Annotated in this window: 18 protein-coding genes and 1 pseudogene; 10 read left to right on the top strand and 9 right to left on the bottom strand. The window is 66.4% G+C overall.

Annotation, left to right across the window (positions count from 1 at the left end; genetic code table 11):
• Positions 1–12: 12 nt before the first annotated feature.
• The 3 genes and pseudogenes from pgl (at position 13) to G5S42_RS25575 (ending at position 3700) form a co-directional block, all read left to right on the top strand.
• Positions 13–729, top strand: a complete 717-nt coding sequence (gene pgl, locus G5S42_RS25565; RefSeq protein ID WP_176110634.1) for a 6-phosphogluconolactonase — start codon at positions 13–15, stop codon at positions 727–729.
• The gene (locus G5S42_RS25570; protein WP_176109295.1) at positions 707–2623 is read left to right on the top strand and encodes a bifunctional transcriptional regulator/glucokinase; all 1917 of its coding nucleotides are present in this window, start codon (positions 707–709) and stop codon (positions 2621–2623) included. The genes pgl and G5S42_RS25570 overlap by 23 nt, the downstream gene beginning before the upstream one ends.
• 151 nt (positions 2624–2774) lie before the next feature.
• Positions 2775–3700: pseudogene (locus G5S42_RS25575) on the top strand (bestrophin family protein).
• 31 nt (positions 3701–3731) lie between these two features.
• On the opposite strand, the gene G5S42_RS25580 reads toward G5S42_RS25575, so the two are convergent.
• The 5 genes from G5S42_RS25580 to apbC all read right to left on the bottom strand — a co-directional run bounded on the left by G5S42_RS25580 (position 3732) and on the right by apbC (position 9362).
• Positions 3732–4478 carry a lysozyme inhibitor LprI family protein gene (locus G5S42_RS25580; RefSeq protein WP_176110635.1) on the bottom strand — a complete coding sequence of 249 codons (747 nt, stop codon included), beginning with the start codon at positions 4476–4478 and terminating at the stop codon, positions 3732–3734.
• 2 nt (positions 4479–4480) lie between these two features.
• Positions 4481–6766 (bottom strand): arginine/lysine/ornithine decarboxylase, encoded by a 2286-nt coding sequence (locus G5S42_RS25585; protein ID WP_176109296.1) that lies wholly within the window; start codon positions 6764–6766, stop codon positions 4481–4483.
• Positions 6767–6856: 90 nt separating this feature from the next.
• A complete protein-coding gene (gene dcd / locus G5S42_RS25590) occupies positions 6857–7426 on the bottom strand; it encodes a dCTP deaminase (protein WP_176109297.1) in 570 nt (189 codons plus the stop codon).
• 180 nt (positions 7427–7606) lie between these two features.
• Positions 7607–8143 carry a superoxide dismutase family protein gene (locus G5S42_RS25595; protein WP_176109298.1) on the bottom strand — a complete coding sequence of 179 codons (537 nt, stop codon included), beginning with the start codon at positions 8141–8143 and terminating at the stop codon, positions 7607–7609.
• Positions 8144–8273: 130 nt separating this feature from the next.
• Positions 8274–9362: an iron-sulfur cluster carrier protein ApbC gene (gene apbC, locus G5S42_RS25600; RefSeq protein ID WP_176109299.1), complete on the bottom strand. Its 1089-nt coding sequence runs from the start codon at positions 9360–9362 to the stop codon at positions 8274–8276.
• Between the two features lie 341 nt (positions 9363–9703).
• Here apbC and G5S42_RS25605 point away from each other — a divergent pair, with 341 nt between their 5' ends.
• Together G5S42_RS25605 and metG are read left to right on the top strand one after the other, a co-directional pair.
• Positions 9704–10357 (top strand): YiaD family glycine zipper/OmpA-like lipoprotein, encoded by a 654-nt coding sequence (locus tag G5S42_RS25605; RefSeq protein WP_176109300.1) that lies wholly within the window; start codon positions 9704–9706, stop codon positions 10355–10357.
• 398 nt (positions 10358–10755) lie between these two features.
• On the top strand, positions 10756–12891 hold the full coding sequence (gene metG, locus G5S42_RS25610) for a methionine--tRNA ligase (RefSeq protein ID WP_176109301.1): 2136 nt from the start codon (positions 10756–10758) through the stop codon (positions 12889–12891).
• A 98-nt stretch (positions 12892–12989) separates the two neighbouring features.
• On the opposite strand, the gene G5S42_RS25615 is transcribed toward metG, so the two are convergent.
• Complete coding sequence (locus G5S42_RS25615; RefSeq protein ID WP_176109302.1) at positions 12990–17336, bottom strand: translocation/assembly module TamB domain-containing protein; 4347 nt, start codon at positions 17334–17336, stop codon at positions 12990–12992.
• Between the two features lie 44 nt (positions 17337–17380).
• Positions 17381–19228 (bottom strand): autotransporter assembly complex protein TamA, encoded by a 1848-nt coding sequence (locus G5S42_RS25620; RefSeq protein ID WP_176109303.1) that lies wholly within the window; start codon positions 19226–19228, stop codon positions 17381–17383.
• Between the two features lie 268 nt (positions 19229–19496).
• Between G5S42_RS25620 and G5S42_RS25625 the strand changes: the two genes are divergently transcribed.
• The 4 genes from G5S42_RS25625 (at position 19497) to panD (ending at position 22201) form a co-directional block, all read left to right on the top strand.
• The gene (locus tag G5S42_RS25625) at positions 19497–19682 is read left to right on the top strand and encodes a DUF3460 family protein (protein ID WP_013088716.1); all 186 of its coding nucleotides are present in this window, start codon (positions 19497–19499) and stop codon (positions 19680–19682) included.
• A 20-nt stretch (positions 19683–19702) separates the two neighbouring features.
• Positions 19703–20638: a segregation and condensation protein A gene (locus G5S42_RS25630; RefSeq protein WP_217709950.1), complete on the top strand. Its 936-nt coding sequence runs from the start codon at positions 19703–19705 to the stop codon at positions 20636–20638.
• Positions 20639–20920: 282 nt separating this feature from the next.
• On the top strand, positions 20921–21754 hold the full coding sequence (gene panC / locus G5S42_RS25635; RefSeq protein WP_013088714.1) for a pantoate--beta-alanine ligase: 834 nt from the start codon (positions 20921–20923) through the stop codon (positions 21752–21754).
• Positions 21755–21814: 60 nt separating this feature from the next.
• A complete protein-coding gene (panD, locus tag G5S42_RS25640; RefSeq protein ID WP_018431692.1) occupies positions 21815–22201 on the top strand; it encodes an aspartate 1-decarboxylase in 387 nt (128 codons plus the stop codon).
• A gap of 48 nt (positions 22202–22249) precedes the next feature.
• Here the strand turns inward: panD and G5S42_RS25645 are convergent, their stop codons facing one another.
• Positions 22250–22888, bottom strand: coding sequence for a ParA family protein (locus G5S42_RS25645; RefSeq protein WP_176109304.1), 639 nt, complete (start codon positions 22886–22888; stop codon positions 22250–22252).
• 245 nt (positions 22889–23133) lie between these two features.
• On the opposite strand from G5S42_RS25645, the gene G5S42_RS25650 reads away from it, so the two are divergent.
• Positions 23134–23553 (top strand): PaaI family thioesterase, encoded by a 420-nt coding sequence (locus tag G5S42_RS25650; protein ID WP_013088711.1) that lies wholly within the window; start codon positions 23134–23136, stop codon positions 23551–23553.
• 57 nt (positions 23554–23610) lie between these two features.
• Here the strand turns inward: G5S42_RS25650 and G5S42_RS25655 are convergent, their stop codons facing one another.
• Positions 23611–25137 (bottom strand): cobyric acid synthase, encoded by a 1527-nt coding sequence (locus tag G5S42_RS25655; RefSeq protein WP_176109305.1) that lies wholly within the window; start codon positions 25135–25137, stop codon positions 23611–23613.
• Between the last annotated feature and the right edge of the window lie 8 nt (positions 25138–25145).

Raw genomic sequence — 25145 nt, forward strand, 5'->3', positions numbered from 1 at the left:
CACGGAGGAGAAGTGATCGAGCTTCACGCTTTCGACGACCAGCGCGCCCAATCCGACGCGCTGGCGAAAGCGGTGGGCGACGCGTTGCATGCGTCGCTTGCCGCACAGGCGGCCGGCACCGGGACGTCAACCCCGCTCGCGCGCCCGGCCATGCTGGCCGTGTCCGGCGGCAGCAGCCCGCGTCCGTTTCTGCAAACGTTGTCGACGCAGACGTTCGACTGGCCCCGCATCGCGATCACGCTGGTCGACGACCGCTGGGTGCCGGAGACCGATAGCGCGAGCAATGCGCAGCTCGTGCGCGCCACGTTGCTGCAGAACGCCGCGCAACACGCGACCTTCTTGCCGCTCGTCGACACCAGCCAGGATCTGCACTCGCACGTTGCCGCGCTGAACGGGGACGCGCGCTTCGCCACGGCACCCGACGTCGCGGTGCTGGGTATGGGCGAAGACGGCCACACCGCGTCGATCTTCGCCGATGCGCCCGAATGGGATCACGCGATCACCACGACCGAGCGTTTCGTCGCGGTGCATCCGGGCGCGGCGCCGCACGCGCGCGTGAGCTGGTCGCTGTCCGCGCTGAAGGACGTCAAGCATCTGTTTCTGCTGATTGCAGGACCGCGCAAGATGGACGTGCTCAACGCCGCATCCGCTGCGCTACAAAAAAATGCCATCTCGCAACTGGCAAACGACAAGGGAGTGAGACTCGATGTCTACTGGTGTGCAAACTAAAGCTGTGCCGGGCGCGGCCCAGCACGCCGATGGACCGAGGCTGCTGGCCGACATCGGCGGTACCAATGCGCGTTTCGCGCTCGAGACGGGCCCCGGCGAAATCGGCTCGGTGCAGGTCTATCCTTGCGCCGAGTATCCGAGCGTCGCCGACGTCATCAAGAAGTATCTGCAGGACACGAAGATCGGCCGCGTCAATCACGCGGCGATCGCGATTGCGAACCCGGTCGACGGCGACCAGGTCAGCATGACCAATCACGACTGGACCTTTTCGATCGAAGCGACGCGCCGCACGCTCGGCTTCGACACGCTGCTCGTCGTCAACGACTTCACCGCGCTCGCGATGGCGCTGCCCGGCCTCACCGACACGCAGCGCGTGCAGGTGGGCGGCGGCCAGCGCCGGCCCAACAGCGTGATCGGCCTGCTCGGCCCCGGCACCGGCATGGGCGTGTCGGGCCTGATCCCCGCCGACGACCGCTGGATCGCGCTCGGCAGCGAAGGCGGCCACGCCACCTTCGCGCCCGCCGACGAACGCGAAGAGATCGTGCTGCACTACGCGCGCAAGAAGTGGTCGCACGTGTCGTTCGAACGGGTGGCCGCGGGTCCGGGCCTCGAGGTGATCTATCGCGCGCTCGCGGGCCGCGACAAGAAACGCGTGCCGGCCAGCGTCAATCCGGCCGAGGTGGTCAAGCGCGCGCACGAAGGCGAGCCGCTCGCGGCCGAATCGGTCGACGTGTTCTGCGGCATTCTCGGCACCTTCGCCGGCAACATCGCGGTGACGCTCGGCGCGCTCGGCGGCATCTATATCGGCGGCGGTGTCGTGCCGCGTCTCGGTGAGTTGTTCGCGCGTTCGTCGTTCCGCCAGCGCTTCGAGGCGAAGGGCCGCTTCGAGGCGTATCTGCAGAATGTGCCGACCTACGTGATCACCGCCGAATACCCGGCGTTCCTCGGCGTATCGGCGATTCTCGCGGAGCAGTTGTCGAACCGCGCGGGCGGCAGCTCGTCGGCGGTGTTCGAGCGGATTCGCCAGATGCGCGACGCGCTGACGCCGGCCGAGCGCCGCGTCGCCGACCTCGCGCTGAACCATCCGCGTTCGATCATCAATGATCCGATCGTCGACATCGCGCGCAAGGCCGACGTCAGTCAGCCCACCGTGATCCGCTTCTGCCGCTCGCTCGGCTGCCAGGGGCTGTCCGATTTCAAGCTGAAGCTCGCGACCGGTTTGACCGGCACGATTCCGGTCAGCCACAGCCAGGTGCATCTCGGCGACACCGCGACCGACTTCGGCGCGAAGGTGCTCGACAATACTGTGTCGGCGATCCTGCAGTTGCGCGAGCATCTGAACTTCGAGCACGTGGAACGCGCGATCGACCTGCTGAACGGCGCGCGGCGCATCGAGTTCTACGGGCTCGGCAACTCGAACATCGTCGCGCAAGATGCGCACTACAAGTTCTTCCGCTTCGGTATTCCGACCATCGCGTACGGGGATCTGTACATGCAGGCGGCCTCGGCCGCGCTGCTCGGCAAAGGCGACGTGATCGTCGCGGTGTCGAAGTCGGGGCGCGCGCCCGAGCTGCTGCGCGTGCTCGACGTCGCGATGCAGGCCGGCGCGCAGGTGATCGCGATCACGTCGAGCAACACGCCGCTCGCGAAGCGCGCGACCGTCGCGCTGGAAACCGATCACATCGAGATTCGCGAGTCGCAACTGTCGATGATCTCGCGCATTCTGCACCTCGTGATGATCGACATTCTTGCGGTCGGCGTAGCGATTCGCCGCGCGGTGCCGAGCGATGAAGTAGCCGAGACCGTCGAGAAAGCGCGCGAAGGCGCCGACGACGACGCGACGGCCGTACTCGACTGGCTGAGTCACGGCGCGGCTTCGTCGGCGCGCGACTGAGGCTGACTTAGCGCTGTCCGCTTCGCTTGCGGTGGACGAACCCGCGGCGTGCGCATCGGAGACGATGCACCCGCCGCGGGTTTTTCTGTTCGGGGGACACGAAAAGCGATCGATAATGAGCGCTCTATCGCTTCAGACGAACCGCGCGTCCATGATCATTCGCCCGCATCTCCACTGGTTCCGCATGCTGCTCGCGTGGCGCGGCTCGGTGCTGCCGCAGTTGCTGCCGCGGCTTTTTCTGATCTTTGTCATCTCGATCATTGCGCTCGCCGCGCACGATCATCTGCTGCCCGTCAGCCTGAACCTGAATTCGATCGCGCCGTTCTCGCTGGTCGGCATTGCGCTCGCGGTGTTTCTCGCCTTTCGCAACAACGCGAGCTACGACCGCTGGTGGGAAGCGCGCAAGCTGTGGGGCAATTGCTCAACGAGTCGCGCTCGCTGACGCGCCAGGCGCTGACGTTGCCGTCGCCCGAGTTGCCCAAAGAAGAAGCCGCCGCGTTCCTGGCGATTCTTAGCGCGCTCCCGCATGCGCTGCGTCACCAGTTGCGCAAGACCGAACCGCGCGACGACCTTGCCGCGCGGCTGCCCGGCGCACTGCTCGAACGAGTGATGGGATCACGCTACAAGCCGGCCACGTTGATGCTGTGCCTCGGCGAATGGGTGCAGCGCGCGGCGCGCGCGGGCACTCTCGATCCGATCACGGCGCTCGCGTTCGACCGCAATCTGAACGGACTATCGGACGTGATCGGCGGCTGCGAGCGCATCGCTTCGACGCCGTTGCCGTTCGCATATTCGGTGATGATCCACCGCACCGTGTACTTCTTCTGCGCGTCGCTGCCGTTCGGGCTCGTCAACAGCATCGGCATTTTCACGCCGGTGTTCGCGGTGTTCGTCGCGTACACGTTCATGGCGCACGAAGCGATCGCGTCGCAGCTCGAAGAACCGTTCGGCACCGACGACAACGACCTCGCGCTCAACACGATGTCCGCGATCATCGAGGATGCGATGCGCGATCTGCGCGGCGAGCCGGCGCTTGCGCCGCCTCAGCCGCGCGCAGATGGGGTTCGATGGGATTGAATCTGCGGCGGGTCGCGCCGCTCGGCGGCCGTCAGTGGTTGCCGGCCGTTTCGGAGAGCCGTTTGATCGTCGCGACGCGCGCGCCGATGATGTCGATACGTCCGCGCTCGTCGACGAGCGGCGTCGATGCCGTCAGATACGCATTCCACGCGCGTTGCGCGTGCACCAGCGTCGGCCGCGACTTCGCCGGCATCTTCGCTTCGAGCACACGGTAGTAGCGGTTCAGATCGAACATCGCGTGTTCGCAACGCGCATCGGCGTTGCACGCGCGCGGCCGGCGCGGCGCCGGACCGCTCGCATCGGCGAGCGCGCTGCGCAGCACGAGCGCGCGGTCGCGAACCGGCTGCAGTTGCATGTCGGCTTCGGAAAGCACGTACATCGAGCCCTGGGTCGTTGCGAACACCGCGGCGAGCAGCTGCTTCTCGGCATCGCGCGACGCGAGCCAGCTCGACTGGCTCTTTTCCCATAGCCTGCGCCGCGCGGGCGGCACCTTCGCGAGCAACTGCTGGTACGCGCTATCGACCGCGGCCATCCAGCCGATGCGCGCATTGTCCATGCACTGCACCTGCCCGATCGTCGTCGACATGTCGGCGCGCGCGAGACACGTGCGCATCGCCGCATCGATCGGATCGGCGGCGGCCACCTCCGCATGCGCCGCCGGACTAGCGATGGCGACGAGCACCAGGGTACCGGCCGTGAGCGCGAAGCTCAGCACGCCGGCCGCGCGCCGCCAAGGCCCGATAGCGGGCAGGCCCGTCAGCAACTTCACCCACGCCATCGTCAGAAGCGCACGCAATCGACGAAATATTCGATGCGCCCGTTGACCATTTCGCCGACGAGCCCGTGGATATCCGTATGGAAGCCTGGGAAGCGCTCGTTGAACTCGCGCGCGAAACGCAGATAGTTGACGATGGTCTTGTTGAAGCGCTCGCCCGGAATCAGCAGCGGAATGCCCGGCGGATACGGCGTCAACAGGATCGACGTGACGCGGCCTTCGAGTTCGTCGATCGGTACCCGGTCGATCTCGCGGTGCGCGAGCTTCGCGAATGCGTCGGACGGCTTCATCGCCGGCTCCATGCTCGACAGGTACATCTCGGTCGTCAGACGGGCGATGTCGTTCGCGCGATACACGCTGTGGATCTGCTGGCACAGATCGCGCAGGCCGACACGCTCGTACATCGGATGATGCGCGACGAACTCGGGCAGCACGCGCCACAGCGGCTGGTTGGTGTCGTAGTCGTCCTTGAACTGCTGCAGCTCGGTCACCATCGAGTTCCAGCGGCCCTTCGTGATGCCGATCGTGAACATGATGAAGAACGAGTACAGGCCCGTCTTCTCGACAATGATGCCGTGCTCGGCCAGGTACTTCGTGACGATCGCCGCCGGAATGCCGGTGTCGTCGAAGCCGCCGTCCATGTTGAGACCGGGCGTGACGATCGTCGCCTTGATCGGGTCGAGCATATTGAAGCCTTCGGCGAGCGGGCCGAAGCCGTGCCACGCGTCGTCCGGACGCAGCATCCAGTCTTCGCGCGAGCCGATGCCTTCCTCGGCGAACTGGTCCGGGCCCCACACCTTGAAGAACCAGTCGTCGCCGTATTCGGTGTCGACCTTGGTCATCGCGCGGCGGAAGTCGAGCGCTTCGGCGATCGATTCCTCCACGAGCGCGGTGCCGCCCGGCGCTTCCATCATCGCCGCGGCCACGTCGCACGAAGCGATGATCGCGTACTGCGGACTCGTCGACGTATGCATCAGATACGCCTCGTTGAAGCGATGCTTGTCGAAGCGGCTGTTCTTCGAATCCTGCACGACGATCTGCGACGCCTGCGAGATGCCGGCGAGCAGCTTGTGCGTGGAGTGCGTCGCGTACACCATCGCGCCGATGCGCGGACGGCCCGCGCCGATCGCGTGCATGTCCTGATAGAACTCGTGGAATTCAGCGTGCGGCAGCCACGCTTCGTCGAAGTGCAGCGTGTCGAGCCATTCGCCCAACATCTCCTTGATCATCTCGACGTTGTAGACCACGCCGTCGTACGTGCTTTGCGTGATCGTCAGGATGCGCGGCTTCAGGTTCGGGTTCTTCGCGAGCGCTTCGCGCGCGAACGGATTCGCCTCGATCTTCTTGCGGATGTTCTCCGGTTCGAACTCACTGCGCGGGATCGGGCCGATGATGCCGAAGTTGTTGCGGGTCGGCGTCAGGAACACTGGAATCGCGCCGGTCATCGTGATCGCGTGCAGGATCGACTTGTGGCAGTTGCGGTCGACCAGCACGATGTCGCCCGGCGCAACCGTGCCGTGCCAGACGATCTTGTTCGACGTCGACGTGCCGTTGGTCACGAAGAACACGTGGTCGGCGCTGAAGATGCGCGCGGCGTTGCGCTCCGAGGCCGCGACCGGACCGGTGTGGTCGAGCAGCTGGCCGAGTTCGTCGACCGCGTTGCAGACGTCGGCGCGCAGCATGTTCTCGCCGAAGAACTGGTGGAACATCTGGCCGAGCGGGCTCTTCAGGAACGCGACGCCGCCCGAGTGGCCCGGGCAGTGCCACGAGTACGAACCCTCTTCCGCGTACTGCACCAGTTCCTTGAAGAACGGCGGCGCGAGCGAATCCAGGTACACCTTCGCCTCGCGGATGATATGGCGTGCGACGAACTCCGGCGTGTCCTCGAACATGTGGATGAAGCCGTGCAGTTCGCGCAGGATGTCGTTCGGCAGATGGCGCGAGGTGCGCGTCTCGCCGTACAGGAAGATCGGGATATCGGCATTGCGACGGCGCACTTCGGTCACGAACGCGCGCAGCGCGACGATCGCGGCCGCGAGTTCGGGTGTCTCGCCTTCGACGACCACGTTGTCGACGTACGGCAGCAGTTCGTCGTCGTCGATCGAGAGGATGAAGCACGACGCGCGGCTCGACTGCTGCGCGAACGAGGTCAGATCGCCGTAGCTCGTCAACCCGAGCACTTCCGCGCCTTCTTTCTCGATGGCTTCGGCCAAAGCCCGGATGCCGGAACCCGAGATGTTCTCGGAGCGGAAATCTTCGTCGATGATGACGACGGGGAAACGGAACTTCATGGGCGATTCTCCAAAAAGAAAACGACCGCTGCGTTACGTAGAAAGCGCAGCGGTCACCCGAATAACTGGTGGGTTCAGACGCTGCCGACGTCAGGTCTTCGGCAACGTGACGCCGTGCTGACCTTGATACTTGCCGCCGCGATCCGCGTACGACGTTTCACAAATCTCGTCGCTTTCGAAAAACAGCACCTGGGCGACGCCTTCGTTCGCGTAGATTTTCGCAGGCAAAGGTGTCGTATTCGAGAACTCGAGCGTGACGTGCCCTTCCCATTCCGGCTCGAACGGCGTCACGTTGACGATGATCCCGCAGCGCGCATACGTCGATTTGCCGAGGCACACGGTCAGCACGCTGCGCGGAATGCGGAAGTACTCGACCGTGCGCGCGAGCGCGAACGAGTTCGGCGGGATGATGCAGACGTCGCCCTTGAAATCGACGAAAGATTTCTCGTCGAAGTTCTTCGGATCGACGATCGTCGAGTTGATGTTGGTGAAGATCTTGAATTCGTCGGCGCAGCGAATGTCGTAGCCGTAGCTCGAGGTGCCGTAGCTGACAATCTTCCGGCCGTCTTTGGAGACGCGAACCTGATCGGGCGCAAACGGCTCGATCATCTTGTGCGACTCGGCCATGCGCCGGATCCACTTGTCAGATTTGATGGTCATAGGTGAACGCTGCTCGACGTGAGTGTCAGGTGTGACGAAAAGATAGATGAAAACCGCCGGCGGCGCTGCGGCGCTCAGCCGGCGAAGGCCGCTTATTTTACGCGATCACGGAATCGCTGCCGCCGATGGCGTCATGTGCGCCACCGAGCGGTGGCCTGGCGGCGAAAGCGCGCTCGCCGTTCACTGCTGGCGAATCACGCCGCAGGCGATGGCCGTGCCAGCGCCATGCTGAGGGTACGCGTAGGGATCGGTCGCGTCGCGGTGCAGCAAAACCGCGCGCTGCAGCACCGAGCGGATGCCGTCGAGCGACACGTCCGGCGCGACGATGAAGCCGGTGGCCACGCCGTTCGCGTCCGCGTGGATGTTGCCGAGGTCGCCCTCGACGCGCGCGCCAGCCTTGAGCCGTTCGGCCGCCGGTGAAAATACCGGACCGGCGCTGGAGCCGTCGGCGGCGTTGCAGTCGCCGCGCTCGTGCACCTGCAGCGCGTGGTCGCTATTGGGCGGCAAGCCGGTGAGATTGTAGGTGACCTGGACGCCGTCCGAGCGCTCGATAAAGGTCACGAGGCCGTGGGCCTGATTGCCCACGGTGGGCAGCAATTGCGCGTCGGCGCGCTTTTCCTGTGGTCTCAGGAAGACGCCACAGCCGCTCAACAGCACACAGCCGGCAGTCAGAACGATGAACGCATGTACCGCGTGCCCGTCGATTCGTTTTCCCATGCGATCCTCTTGTCGGCCTGGCGGCCGCCCCTGCGGCCGCCGAGCCGAACTCGTGAAGTCGACATGATACCGCGAGAGCTCGTGAAAATAGGGATCGAGATCGCCCCTAATCCCTTGCCCGAACGGCCGCTCAGGTGTTCTGCACGACGATGTTCGGAAACTTCGAGCTCATGTCGCGCGCGCGTTCGGCGATATGCACCGCGACCTTGCGCGCGATCGAGCGATAGATCTCCGCGATGCGCCCGTTCGGGTCCGCGGCGACCGTCGGATGGCCCGAGTCGGCCTGCTCGCGGATCGTGATGTCGAGCGGCAGGCTGCCGAGCACGTCGACGCCATACTCCTTGCTCATGCGCTCGGCGCCACCGGCGCCGAAGATGTGCTCCTCGTGGCCGCAGTTCGAGCAGATGTGCAGACCCATGTTCTCGACGATGCCGAGGATCGGAATGCCGACCTTTTCGAACATCTTGAGGCCTTTCTTCGCGTCGAGCAGCGCGATGTCCTGCGGCGTCGTGACGATTACGGCGCCCGTGACCGGCACGCGCTGCGCGAGCGTCAGCTGGATGTCGCCGGTGCCGGGCGGCATGTCGACGATCAGGTAGTCGAGTTCGTGCCAGTTGGTCTGGCGCAGCAGCTGTTCGAGCGCCGAGGTCGCCATCGGGCCGCGCCATACCATCGGGTTGTCCGCCTCGATCAGGAAGCCTATCGAGTTGGCCTGCACGCCGTGGCCCGTCATCGGGTTCATCGATTTGTCGTCGGGCGATTCGGGGCGGCCCTCGATGCCGAGCATGGTGGGCAGCGACGGGCCGTAGATGTCGGCGTCGAGAATGCCGACCGACGCGCCCTCGCTCGCCAGCGCGAGCGCGAGATTGACGGCGGTCGTGCTCTTGCCGACGCCGCCCTTGCCCGACGCAACCGCGACGATGTTCTTCACACCGGGCAGCAGCTTCACGCCGCGCTGCACCGTGTGCGCAGCGATCTGCTGCGAAACCTCGACGCGCACGTTCGCGACGCCGGGCACCGCGCGCAGCGCGTCGGCGAACTGCTGGCGGATCGTGTCGAACTGGCTTTTCGCCGGATAGCCGAGCGTCACCTGAAGGCTGACCGCGTCGCCCTCCACAACCACGCTGCGGATGCTCTTCGCGGCCGCGTACGGCGCGCCCGTGTTGGGGTCAGTGACGGCCGCGACAGCGGCGTCGACCAAAGCCCGATCGATACTCATTGATACTCCGTGGGGAAGAGGTGCGGCGTGGCGAGATGGACGAATCGCGCACGCGGCGGAATTTGCAAGAAATTGTTATGCGGCATTGCGAAAATCTTACGTGCCGGGCACCCTTCGGGGCACGCGGGACGCCGTAGGGTCGCACCGCTGCGTGTTTCAGGCATTATTGTAGTGTCGGACGGCAGACGGTGCCCGAAGACCCTGCTTCGGTGTAGGACCGCGCGAAGCAAGGCGCAGAAATCGTTCCCGAACCCTTCTGAGTGGTCGCTGCATTGCCGTAATGTTCACTGCATAGACTGACCGCTACCCGCTGGTTTATTCGCACTCGAAAGGAAACCAAAATGAATGCAAGAATCATGACTCGCGTGGCCGTATTCGCCGTGGCCGGCTCACTGATTGCCGGCTGCGCGACCCAACAGGGCACCAACACAGCAGTCGGCACCGGCGTCGGCGCCGGTGCCGGCGCCGCGCTCGGCGCAATCTTCGGCGGCGGCAAGGGCGCGGCGATCGGCGCGGCCACCGGCGCGGCGGTGGGCGGCATCACCGGCTACAACTGGGACAACATCCGCAACCGCATGTCGGGCGCGACCAAGGGCACCGGCACGCAGATCACCGAGCAGCCGGACGGCTCGCTGAAGCTGAACATCCCGAGTTCGGTCACGTTCGACACCAGCAGCTACGCGATCAAGCCGACGTTCGCGCCGGTGCTCGACCAGCTCGCGCAGACGCTGCAGCAGAATCCGGAAGTCGTCGCATCGGTCGTTGGCCATACGGACAACACCGGCTCGCTGCAATACAACCAGACGCTGTCGGTCAACCGCGCGCAGAGCGTGACCGGCTATCTGACGCAACGCGGTATCGCGCCGCAGCGCCTGTCGGCCACCGGCATGGGCCCGAACCAGCCGATCGCCGACAACAACACCGAAGCCGGTCGTGCGGCGAACCGTCGCGTCGAGATCTACCTGCGGGCCACCGCCCAGCACGCAACGCAATAAGGGCAAGTCAAAAGGAGAAAGCGCCGCCGGGCCGGCCGGGTGTTGCGGCCACACGAGCCCGGCTGGCCGGCGGAACGAGCCGCCCGACCGGTTTGCCGGCAAATCGAAAAAAATTTCGAACTCTACGGAAAATCCGCGGTCTCTCTTTACGGTACGTGACTGGCGAAGCCATCACGTCACCATTCTCCTCTTGTCGTTGTTGCTCCGGGGTTTATCGACCCCGGTTTTTTTTGCCCGCGCGGTTTTGCATTTCGCTCGCGGGCGTCGCCCCGGTTGTCCCTCACCACGGCGCCGATCCCCTTCCGCTCCGCTCGTCCAGCCCGCCGCGTCCCAGCCCGCGTGCGGCGTGCGCCCTGCTAAAATCATCGTTTCGTCCCACCGCAGGCACCCCGATCCTTATGTCAGCACCCGCCACCGACCTCCCCGCAGGCGCGCCGTCCGGCCGCCGTCAGATTCTCGTCACGTCGGCCCTTCCGTATGCGAACGGGCAGATTCATATCGGCCATCTGGTCGAATATATCCAGACGGACATCTGGGTCCGGGCGCTGCGAATGCACGGCCACGAGGTCTACTACGTCGGCGCCGACGACACGCACGGCACGCCGGTCATGCTGCGCGCGGAAAAAGAAGGACTGACGCCGAAACAGCTGATCGATCGCGTGTGGCTGGAGCACAAGCGCGACTTCGACAGCTTCGGCATTTCGTTCGACAACTATTACTCGACCGATTCCGACGAAAACCGCGTGCTCAGCGAAAACGTCTACCTCGCGCTGAAGGAAGCGGGGCTGATCGACGCTCGCGAGATCGAACAGGCGTACGACCCGGTCAAGGAAATGTTCCTGCCGGACCGGTTCATCAAGGGCGAGTGCCCGAAATGCGGCGCCAAAGACCAATACGGCGACAGCTGCGAAGTCTGCGGCTCGACCTACCAGCCCACCGAGCTCGTCAATCCGTACTCGGTCGTCTCGGGCGCGACGCCGATCCGCAAGACCTCGACGCACTACTTCTTCCGCCTGTCCGATCCGCGCTGCGAGAACTTCCTGCGCGCATGGGTCGGCGGCCTTGCGCAGCCGGAAGCCACCAACAAGATGCGTGAATGGCTCGGCGAGGCCGGCGAAGCCAAGCTCGCCGACTGGGACATCTCGCGCGACGCGCCGTACTTCGGCTTCGAGATTCCGGGCGCACCCGGCAAATATTTCTACGTGTGGCTGGACGCACCGGTCGGTTACTACGCGAGCTTCAAGAACCTCGCCGAAAAGCGCGGCCTCGATTTCGACGCGTGGGTCCGCCAGGGCTCGACGGCCGAGCAGTACCACTTCATCGGCAAGGACATCCTGTATTTCCACACGCTGTTCTGGCCCGCGATGCTCGAATTCTCGGGCCATCGCACGCCGACCAACGTGTTCGCGCACGGCTTTCTGACCGTCGACGGCGCGAAGATGTCCAAGTCGCGCGGCACCTTCATCACCGCGCAAAGCGTGATCGACACCGGCCTGAATCCGGAATGGCTGCGCTACTATTTCGCGGCCAAGCTGAACAGCACGATGGAAGACCTCGACCTGAATCTGGACGACTTCCAGGCGCGCGTGAACAGCGATCTGGTCGGCAAGTACGTGAACATCGCGAGCCGCGCGGCCGGCTTCCTGATCAAGCGTTTCGACGGCCGCGTGCAGGACAGCGCGATGCACCATCCGCTGCTCGGCACGCTGCGCGCGGCGCTGCCGCAGATCGCCGCGCACTACGAGGCACGCGAGTACAGCCGCGCGCTGCGTCAAACCATGGAGCTCGCCGACGCGGTCAACGCGTACGTCGATACCGCGAAGCCGTGGGATCAGGCGAAAGACCCGGCCAACGCGGTCGCGCTGCACGAGACCTGCAGCGTCAGCATCGAGGCGTTCCGCCTGCTGTCGCTCGCGCTGAAGCCGGTGCTGCCGAAGCTGGCCGAAGCGGTCGAGGCGTTCCTCGGCATCGAGCCGCTCGTGTGGGCCGACGCCACCGTGCCGCTCAGCTCGGCGCGCCCGATCAACGCGTACAAGCATCTGATGACGCGCGTCGATCCGAAGCAGATCGAGGCGCTGCTCGCGGCCAATCGCGAGTCGCTGCAGGCCACGCCGGAAGCGGCGGCGGCCGACGCGAAGGCGAAGGCGAAGGCCCACGCCAAGGCCGCCGCCGCCGCGAAGGAAGAAGAGTCCGGCATCATCTCGATCGACGACTTCGCGAAAGTCGATCTGCGCATCGCGAAGATCGTCGACTGCAAGGCGGTGGAAGGCTCGGACAAGCTGCTGCAACTGACGCTCGACGTCGGCGAAGAGAATACCCGCAACGTGTTCTCGGGCATCAAGTCCGCGTATCAGCCGGAGCAGCTGATCGGCAAGCTGACCGTAATGGTCGCGAACCTCGCGCCGCGCAAGATGAAGTTCGGCATGTCCGAAGGCATGGTGCTGGCGGCCTCGGCCGCGGACGAGAAGGCCGAACCGGGCCTCTACGTGCTCGAGCCGCATAGCGGCGCGAAGCCCGGCATGCGCGTGAAGTAACGCGCGGCGCTTTCGGGCGCCCCGACCCACCTCGCAGCACGCAGATTTGACGAGAACGGCACGCTTCCAGGCGTGCCGTTTTTTTTAGGCTGGCCTCATCACCACGCGATCCGATCGAAGCGCCGCGTGTAGAGTACGTCGGCGCCATAGAACGTGCCGCCGTAGACGACCAGCGACCAGTACCGCGTCAGATTGATCGTCGCCTTGATCGCATTGCTGGCCGACTGCAGCCCCTGCTCGTAGCCGATCACGAGCCACTCGTTGATCGCCTTCGACACCATCACGACTTGCGGATCGGTCAGACCGACATCGCTGCGGCCGATCGAAAACTCGTCGAGCCCGACGGTCTGCGCGATCCGCGCGCCCGTCGCACTGCCGAGCAGCGCGAGCGCGGTCGTCATCGTGCTCTGCTGGCCGAGGTTGTTGCCCTGGTCGGTGCCGTGGCCGAACAGCAGCCACGACAGCTTTTCGTTGTCCGGCACGCTCGGTTCCGACACGAGCCGCGCGACCGGCGCCTGCAGCGTGCCGGTAACCTGCACGCCGGCCTCGACCTGCTGGTTGCGGCGCATCGCGAGGATATTGATGCCCGGATTCGTGACCGGACCGTTGAACGTGAAGAAGCCGTTCTCGATCGTGAGCTTGCGGCCGAATGCGGTGTAGGTCGAACCCGGCGTGACGCGCACGTTGCCGACCGCGCGCAGCGGCGTATTCGGCGCGCTCGTCGCGGTGATCGTACCGGCGAGGCCGAGATCGGCGCCCTTGCCGCGGAAGCGGAAGTCGTTGCCGAGGCCGATCTCGATGTTCGCGCGTGGCGCGAACGGGCTCGCCGGTTGCTGGCCGCCTTCGGTCGGACGCGGCCGGCCGCCCGAGCGCGTGCCGTCCGGGCGGATGATCACGACGTCGTCGCCGAGGCTCGGCGCGGCCTGCTCGGGCAAATCGAACAGCGCGCGGTCGACCACGAACTTGCCGTCGATCACAGGGCCGCGCTCCACGCCGCCGTTCGAGATGTTCGCGCTGCCCGACAGCGACAGATGGCGGTCCGGCGACGCGAACACATCGAGCTTGTCCGCGACGATGCTCGCGGTCATGTCGGGCTCCGCGCTGTCGAGGCGCACGCGGCCGGTCGCGCGCAGCGTGCCGCTCGCGCCGTGGAACTCGACCTGCTGGAAGTCCACCGTGTTCTGCGACAGCGCGATGCGCACGACGCCGTCCTTCAGTTGCACGCCCTGGCTCACCACCGTCGCGGACAGACCGTCGCCGGTCAGCGAGCCGGTCACGTTCGGCTTCGCGACCGTGCCGCCGAGCGCGAGTTGCAGCGCGAGACGGCCGTCGAGCAGGTAGCTCGGGCCGAGCAGGCCGCCCGTCGTGCGCAGCGACGGCACGTTCGCGTTGACGTTGCCCGACAGCGCGCTCTGCGGATCGACGGTCAACATGCCGTCGCGCAGCACAAGCGGCGTGTGCGCGTCGGCATCGATCACGCCGATGCGGCTCGCCTGCGCATGCACCGTCGCGTTGAGCCGGTCGCCGCCAGTGAATTCGGCGCGCGCGCGAATCGCGCCAATGCCCATCGACGCGAGCCCGCGGCCGATTTCGACCGTCACGTCGCCGCTGCGCCGGCGCAGCTCGATGTGGCCGCTGGCCGTCGCGCCGAGCGAGAAGTCCCAGTCGCCGTCGAACACGAGGTCGGTGCGCACGGCGGGCGGCTCGCCGGTGATCTGGCGACGCAGCTCCTGCAAGTGCGCGAGCGACACATCGGTCAGGCTGCCAGTCGACTGGATGCGGCCGTGATCGAACGCGAACGACTTCAGGGCCAGCACCGAGCCTTCAATCGTCAGGCGCGTCGCGCCGAGCGTCAGGTGGCCCGGCCCGGCACTGACCGCGAGCGGTGATTCGAGATTGAGCGCCGGCGTACCGCGATTCTGCAGACGCGTGACGGTGCCGTCCCAGCGCGAGCCGTCGCGCGTGTCGGTCAGCTTGCCGTTGGCGGCGAGCGTCAGGTCAAGCGGACGGTCCTGCAGCTTGCCGGTCGCGGCGGCTTCGAGCGTGTGATTCGCGCGCGTGCCGGACAGGCGGGCGGTCAGCGCGGCGAGGTCCACGCCGCGCGCGCTCACATTGCGCGCGTCGGTCGTGAACGCGAGCGCGCCGTTCGCGCCGTCGCGCAACTCGGCATGGCCTTGTGCGTGGCCGACGCGGTTGCTCGCGAATACGACGCTGTCGGCCTTGTAATTCAGCGTCACGTTCGGATGCGCGAACGAGCCGGTCACGTCGCCGTCAGCGGCGACCGCACCCGCGAGGCCGAAGCCGAGCCGATCGAGCTGCGGCGCGTCGATGGCGAAGCGCAGCCGGTCGCCGGCCGCGCCGAAGCTGCCTTGCAGATTGACCTGATTGCCCGCTACGGAAAGATTCGCGCGGCTCGGCAGGATTCGCGAGCCGGCCAACTGGATCATGCCGCCGCCCGTCAGCGGCAGATCGTTGTAGACGCTCGGGCCGAGCGTGAATTCGGCGCGCGTCGTGAAGACCGGCGCGAGCACACCGGCCGCGGTGATCGTGGCCGTTACGCGCGCCTCGATCCTGCGCGCGGGTGTGGCCGGGCGCGGGGCCGCGCGCCCGGCTGCGCGATGCGCGGGCGCGGGCGCAGGTGTCCTGCGCTCGAGCACTTCGGTCTGCACCGCGGCCTGCGCGGTGTTCTTCGCGATGGCCGCGGCCTGGTCGCCGGGCGCCGCGCTCTTCGCGCCAGCGGTGCTGCCCGCGAGCGCCGCGGCCTGCGCTTGCCGCTCGCTCCGCGCGCCGCTCGCGGCGGGCGCGCCGGAACTCGTGACGGGCGTGCGCGCCGGCATCTGCGAGGTCAGCGACAGCGGATCGAAATCGGTCAGTTGCGCCTTCAGGTTGTAGGTCGAGTTCGCATCGTGCTTCAGCGCGCCCGATAGATCGATGCGGCCGCGGCCCGACGTGACGCGCACGTCGTTGAAGCTGATGCGTGCGGGGTCGAAGGTGATCTTGCCCTGCGCGCGCAGCGCGGCGGCGGGGTCGGCGAGATCGAGCGTCAGACTCTGGATGTCGTCGTTCAGGCGGATGCCGATCGGGCCGGACAGTTGCGTCGGCCGCACGGTCGCCTGCAGCGCGTTCAGGTCTAGCCGCGCGACGTTCAGATCGAGCTGGCCGTGCCGGCCGCTCAGCGTGCCGCCGCCGGTGAGCGTCGCGTTGCGCACGAGCCGCACGTTCAGGTTGGCGATGCTCTGCGTGTGGGCGTCGAGCCGCACGTCGGCGTTCGCGTCGATCAGCGGCAGCAGTTTCTGGTCGATTGCGCCGGGTTTCGCGTTGACGATCGAGATATGGCCGGCGACGGCGAAACCCGCCGCCGGTTCGACCGGCGCGTGATGGCCGCCGAACACGTGGTGCGGATGGCTGGCGGCCGACGGTTCGGCCGCGCTGGCCGCGCTCGCTGCGTTGGCTGTGCTGGCCGCGCCGGACTCCACCGGCTGCAACTCCGCGCGCACCGCCAGATCGGCCAACGGCGCACCGGGCGCGAAGGCCTGCGGATTCACATGATCGAAGCTCAGCGTCGCGCGCTGCAACGGCACCGCGGCAAACGGCGCCGCTTCGACCCGCGCGTGGCCGGCGAGCTTGATGCCGCTCGCATCGAGCTCGGCGACCAGTTGCTCGAGCGTGCCGCTCAGGTGACCTGCGACCTGCACCGCTTCATCGCGGACCTTGCCCGAATAACCGACTTCGCCGCTGAGCGGGAACGGTTGCACGCCATCGAGTTTCGCCGCTGCCGTCAGCGCCCCGAACGGCGTCTCGAGCCGGTCGATCGCGGCCTCGTGATGACGCCCGTCGCTGCGTCCATGAAACGCGAAGCTCGACAGCTCCGTCGTCGACGCGCCCTGGTGCAGCAGCAGCCGCTCGACCCGCACGTCGCGGATCTCCAGCTGCATCGGCAATTGCAGATCTTGCGGCAGTTTCATCGGCTCGTTGCTGCTCGGCGACGACGGTCCCACGCGCGCCTCGATCGTGCCGACGTGCAGGTAATCGATGGTGAACCGCCACGGCTCGCGCGCGAGCGCCCAACTGCCCGCGACGCGGTCGATCTGGATGTCGGTGCCGTTGCCGTCGAGGCTGCGCCAGCGCACGTCGCGCAGTTGCACGCCCTGCGCGAGCGTGCCGCCGTCGAGCGTGCCGGCGAGCCGGCCGCCCAGCAGCTTCACGGCCGCGTGCCACGCATACGCGGTACCGCGTTCGGTCGTCAGCGCGCCGTACAACAGGCCGACCGCGAGTACGGCGAGCAGCACCAGCATGATCACCGTGCCCGCGATCGTCTTCAGCAGCAGCCGGCCCCAGCGCCGCTTCGGCGGCGGCGTGTCGGGCGGCAGCTGCCCGTCCGGCGGTCCTGGCGGCGTGGCGCCGGGCGGCTGCGCGTTGGGCGGGTCGGTGACGTCGGTGGTCATGCGTGAATACGATGGCAAATAAGGTGGCGGGATGTCGTCAAACGTCAGAACGCGATGCCGAGCGTGATATACGGCCGCACCCGGTTGTCGCGGATTCCGTAAGCGACATCGAGATTGACCGGGCCGACCGGGCTGCGCCAGCGCGCGCCGACGCCGGCGCCCGGATAGAAAATTTTCTCGCCCCAGGTGTCGGTGGCGGTGCCGATGTCGAAGAACACGGCCCCGCCCCAGTTGCGCGAGAACCAGTGCTGGTATTCGGCCGCGCTCGTCACCAGGTATTTGGTGGGCAGGACCGAGCCGGCAACGTTGTTACCGATGCTCTGGAAGCCGTAGCCGCGCACCGAGTTCGAACCGCCCGCGCGGAACAGCAGCGACGCCGGAATGCCGCTCGAGCTGCCGCTCGTGAAGACGCCGCCGAGTTCGGCGCGGATCAGCACGATGTCGTTGTCGCCAATCGGGAAATACTGCTGGCCGCGCGCGTAGCCGCGGATGAACGACTGGTCGGCGAGCACTCCCTTGACCGCGAAGCCCGCCTCGACGTGGATCAGGTTGCCACGGCGCGGGAACAGCGGGTCATCGGTGTCGCGCCGCGTCCACGACCACCCCGGCACCAGCGCGTGCGCGCGAGTCGGCGGCGCGGCGTTCTGGTCGAGCTTATCGTCGTAGAACAGCAGCGAATAGCTGTAGTCGAGAAACTGCGACGTGCGCGAGCGCTGCACGCCGCCGCGGATGCTGTAGATGCGCGTGTCGGAGACGTCGGTGGTCGTGTACGACGCGAGCACGCTATTGGTCCAGCCGTGCAGGCCCGGCGGCATCGATAGCTGGACCTGGCCGTACTGCTGCGTCTGGTCGGCGCGGCCCTCGACGGTGAACGGCCACGCCGCGCCGAACGTGTTCAGATACGTGTAGCCGCCCTGCACGAGCGGACCGTTGTCGGTCGAATAGCCTACGCCGCCGCGGAAGCTGTGATACGGAAACTCCGACACCTTCACGTGCACCGGCGTGTCGAGCGGCTTGCTGGGGTCGTTGTCGAGGTCGATCGCCACGCTCGCGAAGTACGGGGTGTTCTGCAGTTGCCGCTGCAGCTCGGCGACGGTGCGCGTGTCGTAGATGTCGCCCGGCGAGATCGGATTGACGTTATGGACGATGCGTTCCGGATAGCGCCTGGTGCCCTGCACGTCGAGCTGGCCCATCGTGAAAGTCGGCCCGCTGTCGTAGATCACCGACAGCTTCGCGGTGTGCGTGCGCGGATCGATCAGCGCCTCGGAGTGGTAGATCTTCGCGGCGAGGTAGCGGCGCGATTGCAGCTCGCGCAGCGACGCGTTCTTCGCGTCGTCCCAGTCGCCCTGCGAGAACGGTTGGCCCTCGTGCAGCGAGAACGCGAAGCGCGTTGCGTTTTCGCGCGACGGGTCTTCGGTCAGCACCGCGCCGCGAAACGACAGATCGACCGACGTGACTTTGGTCTGTGGACCCGGCTCGACGCGCACAGTGACCTGGCGCATGTTGTCGACTGTGCGCACGTCGGTGCTGACGAGCGGGGAGAAATAGCCCTGCGTCGCGGCGAGATCGCGCACCTGCTGCGGCGTCGCGGTGATCAGGAACGAGAACTGGTCGTCGGTGACGTCGGGGCGCTTCGCGAAACGCGAGATATCGAGGTTCTGTTCGAGGAGCCGGCGCAGCGCGCGCGGCTCGGCGACCACCTCGACCTTGTAGCTCGGCGCCTTGCTCGCCGCGCAGGCCTCGCCCCCGGCGAGCAGCATCATCAGGAGGCCGAAGGCGAGCGACACGCGCAGCCAGCACCGCGCGAGCGACTCGCGCTCACGCGCGCGCCCTCGCGTCTGACCGGTTGCGCCGCGCCACACACGCGGCTTGTCGATCGTACCTCCCGCCAAACAGGACCTCCGGCCTCAATGAGTGAATTCTCGCGCCCCGGCCGCGCTGCGCGATCGAGGCATGCTATTTGACCACAATGCGACCCTAATCGGCCCCTGTCGTGCCCTTGGCGGCGCCCCGCGCTTCATCTCGAAAATAGACGGCTTGCGGCGATTTTCGACCGCGCGCGGCGCATGCGGTAAAATCGCGGACGACGGCGCCCTCCTCGCGGCACCGCGCAGCGGCCAGACCGAGAGCCGCCACCTTACCCACCACGGACGTCGAGCCATGTATCAATCGGACATCACCCAGTTCCTGAACCAGCTCAAGCAACAGAAGCCCAATCTGGAGGCCGAGCAACGCAAAGGCCGCGCACTGCTGTGGGACAAACAGCCGATCGATCTGGAAGAGCGCGCCGAGCAGAAAGCTTCGCGCGTGCAGCAGACGCCATACTCGTACTACCAGAACTTCTAAGCGCTCCAGTCACGCCGACGATGAGTCACGCTGACGAGGTGCATGGTCCGCTTCACGGCCCGCTTCACGGCCCAGTTCACGGCCCGATACACGGCCCGGTTCGCGGCCCAGCGCCGGCACCGTCCGACACCGCGCTTGCCACGCCCGCTACCGATTCGACGCCCGACACGGTCGACGGCGTCGCTTTCGCGCGTCTGTACGGCGAGCCGCTGTTCAAGCTGCCGAACGACCTGTACATCCCGCCGGACGCGCTCGAGGTGTTCCTCGAGACCTTCGAGGGGCCGCTCGACCTGCTGCTGTACCTGATCCGCAAGCAGAACTTCAACGTGCTCGACATCCCGATGGCGGATGTCACCGAGCAATATCTCGGCTACGTCGAGCAACTGCGCAAGACCAATCTCGAACTCGCGTCCGAGTACCTGCTGATGGCCGCGATGCTGATCGAGATCAAGTCGCGCATGCTGCTGCCGGTCAAGAAGGCCGACACCGGCGAGGAAGCCGAAGACCCACGCGCCGAACTCGTGCGCCGCCTGCTCGAATACGAGCAGATCAAGCTCGCCGCGCAACGCATCGACCAATTGCCGCAGCTCGGGCGCGATTTCCTGCGCGCCGAGGTCTATATCGAGCAGAGCGTCACGCCGCGTTTTCCAGACGTGAACAGCGACGACCTGCGCGCCGCGTGGGCCGACGTGATCAAGCGTGCGAAGCTGGTCCAGCATCACAAGATTTCGCGCGAGGAACTGTCGGTGCGCGAGCACATGAGCCTGATCCTGCGGCAGTTGCAGAACGCGCGCTTCATCGAGTTTTCCGATCTGTTCGACACGAGCCGCGGTGTGCCGGTGGTCGTCGTGAACTTCATCGCCGTGCTCGAGCTGTGCCGTGAATCACTCGTCGAAATCACTCAGGCGGAGCCGTTCGCGCCGATTTACGTGCGACTGGCGTATCTGCCGGCCTGAGTGCGGAAAGACAGCCGCTCAACGGTCGGATCGGGGCCGCAACCGCGGGAAAATCGTTAGGAACCCTCGCAGCGAAGCCTGGCGGGCCTCAGCGGGAACCGCGCGACAAGCGCGCGGCGCGTTGCTCCGAGCAGCCGCCGCGATTCGGTGCGCACGCTGCCCAAATCCACTACAATCCGCGCTCCGAACCCGTCATTTGCCGGCGAGGCGATGACCCGCGCTATTCCGCCAGGTGTCGCGCCAACCGGATCGCGCGCCGCGCGAGCCTATCCCTGTCCGATCATGAAAGTCATCAGCTCGATCCATGAATTGCGCGACCAGTTGCGCGGCCAGAATCGCACGGCCTTTGTGCCGACGATGGGCAACCTCCACGAGGGCCATCTGTCGCTGATGCGCCTCGCGCGCCAGCACGGCGATCCGGTCGTGGCGAGCATTTTCGTCAATCGCCTGCAATTCGGCCCGAACGAGGATTTCGACAAATATCCGCGCACGCTCGAAGCCGACATCGAAAAGCTGCAGAAGGAAGGCGTCTACGTGCTGTTCGCGCCGACCGAAAAGGACATGTATCCGGAGCCGCAGGAGTATCGCGTCCATCCGCCGCACGATCTCGGCGACATCCTCGAGGGTGAATTCCGCCCCGGCTTCTTCCACGGCGTCTGTACCGTGGTGATGAAGCTGATGTCGTGCGTACAGCCGCGCGTCGCGGTGTTCGGCAAGAAGGATTATCAGCAGCTGATGATCGTGCGCCAGATGTGCCACCAATTCGCGCTGCCGACCGACATCGTCGCCGCCGAAACCGTGCGCGACACCGACGGCCTCGCGCTCAGCTCGCGCAACCGCTACCTTTCGGCCGCCGAGCGCGCCGAGGCGCCGATGCTGGCCGCCGAACTCAATCGGGTGCGCGACGCGGTGCTCGCGGGCGAGCGCGACTTCGCGAAGCTCGAGGAGTCGGCCAAAGCGACGCTCGCGGCGCGCGGCTGGAATCCCGATTACATCGCGATCCGCAAGCGCTCGAACCTGATCGCGCCCGGCGCGCAGGACGCCAACGCACCGCTCGTCGTGCTGGCCGCCGCGAAGCTCGGCGCGACCCGGCTCATCGACAACCTCGAAATCTGACGCCGCACCCGCCCGCGCAAACACAGTTACACTGCGCGGTCACACAGGATTGGATTGATCATGCAACGCAATATGCTGAAGTCGAAGATTCACCGCGTCGCGGTCACGCACTGCGAGCTCCACTACGAGGGCTCGTGCGCGATCGACGAAGACCTGCTGGAAGCGGCGAACATCGTCGAAAACGAGCGCATCGACATCTGGAACATCAACAACGGCGAGCGCTTCTCGACCTACGCAATCAAGGGTGAGCGCGGCAGCGGCATGATTTCGCTGAACGGCTCGGCCGCGCGTCGCGCGCAGCTCGGCGATCTGGTCATCATCGCGGCGTTCGCGGTGGTCGACGAGGCGGAGCTGAAGGCGGGCTGGAAGCCGGACCTCGTGTTCGTCGATGAAAACAACAAGATCAAGGGCAGCCGCGACCACGTGCCCACGCAGGCCTGGAGCTGAGCGAGGCCTCAGCTCGATGCTTCACTGATGGCGGGCAGCCCCCCCGCCTCAGCCCTTCTTTCCCATGCCGTTCGTCCACTCGACGATCGGCTGCCACTGCTCGAGATCCTTCTCCACGCGACTTTTCGCGACATCCCACAGCGTCAGGCCGTGCGCCGCGAGCTGCACGTAGTTCTGCGTGTCGCGCAGAAAGCCGAGCACCGGCAGCTTCAATCCCTCGACGAAGCGATGCAGCTGCTCGGCCGAGCGCGTGCGTGCATCGACGCGCATGCCGACCACGCCGATCTCGATCGCGCCCTTCCTGACCGCCTTTTCCTTCGCGAGCCGCTCGAGAAATTCCTGGGTCGCGAGAATATCGAACATCGACGGCTGGAGCGGCACGATCACCTTGTCGGCGAGATCGAGCGCAATGTTCATGCGATTGCCATGCAGGCCGGCCGGCGTGTCGACGACCGCGTGCTCGAGGCCTTTCGGCGGCTTGGCCGGCGTGTCGGGATTGACCTCCCAGGTTTCGATGGTCGGCAGCGTGGAGGGCCGCAATTCGAGCCACGCATGCGCGGAGTGCTGCTTGTCGAGGTCGGCCAGCGCGACCCATTCGCCCTCCGCGGCGAAATAGCCGGCCAGATTGGTCGATAGCGTGCTCTTGCCCACGCCGCCCTTCGGATTCGCCACCACGATCACCGACATGAAATCTCCCGGAAAGAAGGCTGGACCGCTGCCAGCCGGTTTGCCGCGCTATTGCTCCGTACCCGCCGATCCGCTGTAACCGGCGCCGGCGGGCTCCATGAACGCTGCCGTTCGAAGTTCGGCTTCCAGGTACGCCCACCGGTTCAGCCGTTGATAATATCGACAAATCCCGCGCGGCCGAAACCCCCGCATCGCGAAACGGCCGCCGCAAACCGCCGTTTTTATCGACAAGGACCTGAAATCTCATGAGCAAACTGCGCCCGGAATACACCGTCGAACGCCTGCAGGAGCGCCAGAAGGGCACGCTGCCGGACCTGCTGGGCCTGCGCGTGCTGACCGTGGACCAAGGCACGCTGATCGCCGAACTGACCGTGCGCGAGGAACTGCTCGCGCCGAACGGCTTCCTGCACGCGGCCACCGTGATCGGCCTCGCCGACACCGCCTGCGGCTACGCGTGCATCGCGCATCTGCCCGAAAATTCGCGCAATTTCACGACGGTCGAGCTGAAGAGCAACTTCCTCGGCACCGCGACGCAGGGCACGATCCGCGCGGTCGCGAAGAGTGTGCACCTTGGGCGCAGCACGCAGGTCTGGGACGCGACGGTCACTGGTCCCGATGGTAAGACCATCGCACTGTTTCGTTGCACGCAGATGGTGTTGTACTAAGCGACCCGCCCGCGCAGCAATGGCTTTCGATCCGATCGAAAAGGTCGGCGCAAAGCGTCACCCCAGCGCCGCGAACAGCCCGCGCATATCGACGTGCTCGGCGAGCGTGTCGGCCAGTCGCTCCAGCGACGCCTCGCGCAACGCCGGATAGTCCACCGCTTCGGCATCGCTCAACCCCGCCCACGCGAGCAGCGCCGCGCACGCGGTGGGCGTGTCGAACAGGCCATGCACATAGGTCGCGAGAATCTGGCCGTCGGCGGACAACGCGCCATCGGGACGCCCGAAGTCCGCGCCGCCCTCGCGCGGACCAGCACGGTCGAGCCGCAGCGCCGGCGTATCCAATGCCGGTCCGCGCGTCTCGCCCATATGAATCTCGTAGCCGGCGACGTCCGGTGCGCCGGGCAGCGCGAGGCGCCCGCTCACGTTCTTCAGCGTCTTGTCGCGCGTGAGCACCGTCGCATAGTCGAGCCAACCGAAGCCCGCAAAGGTGCCGGGCGCGCCTTCGACGCCATGCGGATCGGCGATCTCGCGGCCCAGCATCTGCATGCCGCCGCAAATGCCGATCACCCGGCCGCCATAGCGCAGATGCCGCGCGAGCACGTCGCCCCAGCCCCGCGCGCGCAGAAACGCGAGGTCGTCCGGCACGTTCTTCGAGCCCGGCAGGATGATCAGATCGGCGGCCGGCGGCGGCGTACCCGCGCGCACATAGTGAAAATCGACCTGCGGATGCGCGCGCAACGCGTCGAAGTCGGTGTGGTTGCTGATGTGCGGCAGCACCGGCACGACCACGCGCAGCAGCCGGCGCGATCCCCCGCTCGCCGCCGCGCGCAGTTCGGGCGGCAGCATGTCCTCGGCGTCGAGCGTCAGGCCGTGCAGATACGGCACGACCCCGAGCACCGGCTTGCCGGTCTTCGCTTCCAGCCAGTCGAGCCCGGGCTTCAGCAAACCGATGTCGCCGCGAAAGCGGTTGATGATGAAACCGCGCACCCGCGCCTGCTCGCTGTCGGACAGACACGCGAGCGTGCCGGTCAGATGCGCGAATACGCCGCCGCGGTCGATGTCGGCGACCAGCACGACCGGGCAATCGACCGCCTCCGCGAAACCCATGTTCGCGATGTCGCGCTCGCGCAGATTGATCTCGGCCGGACTGCCCGCGCCTTCGACGAAAATCGTGTCGTACGCCGCGCGCAGCCGCGCATACGACTCCAGCACCGCCTCGAACGCGACCGGCTTGTAGTCGTGATACGCGCGCGCGTCGAGATTGATGCGCGCCTTGCCGTGAATGATCACCTGCGCGCCGCGATCGCTGGTCGGCTTCAGCAGCACCGGGTTCAGATCGGTGTGCGCGTCGATGCCCGCGGCGAGCGCCTGCAATGCCTGTGCGCGGCCGATCTCGCCGCCGTCGACGGTGACCGCGCTGTTCAGCGCCATGTTCTGCGGCTTGAACGGCGCGACGCGCGCGCCCGCGCGCCGCGCGAGGCGGCACAGTCCCGCGACCAGCGTGCTCTTGCCCGCGTCGGACGTGGTGCCCTGGATCATCAGCGTGCCGCGAGGCACGGGCAGGGTGTCGGGGGAAATGGGCATTCGGATCA

This window comes from Paraburkholderia youngii (assembly GCF_013366925.1).
GTDB lineage: Bacteria > Pseudomonadota > Gammaproteobacteria > Burkholderiales > Burkholderiaceae > Paraburkholderia > Paraburkholderia youngii.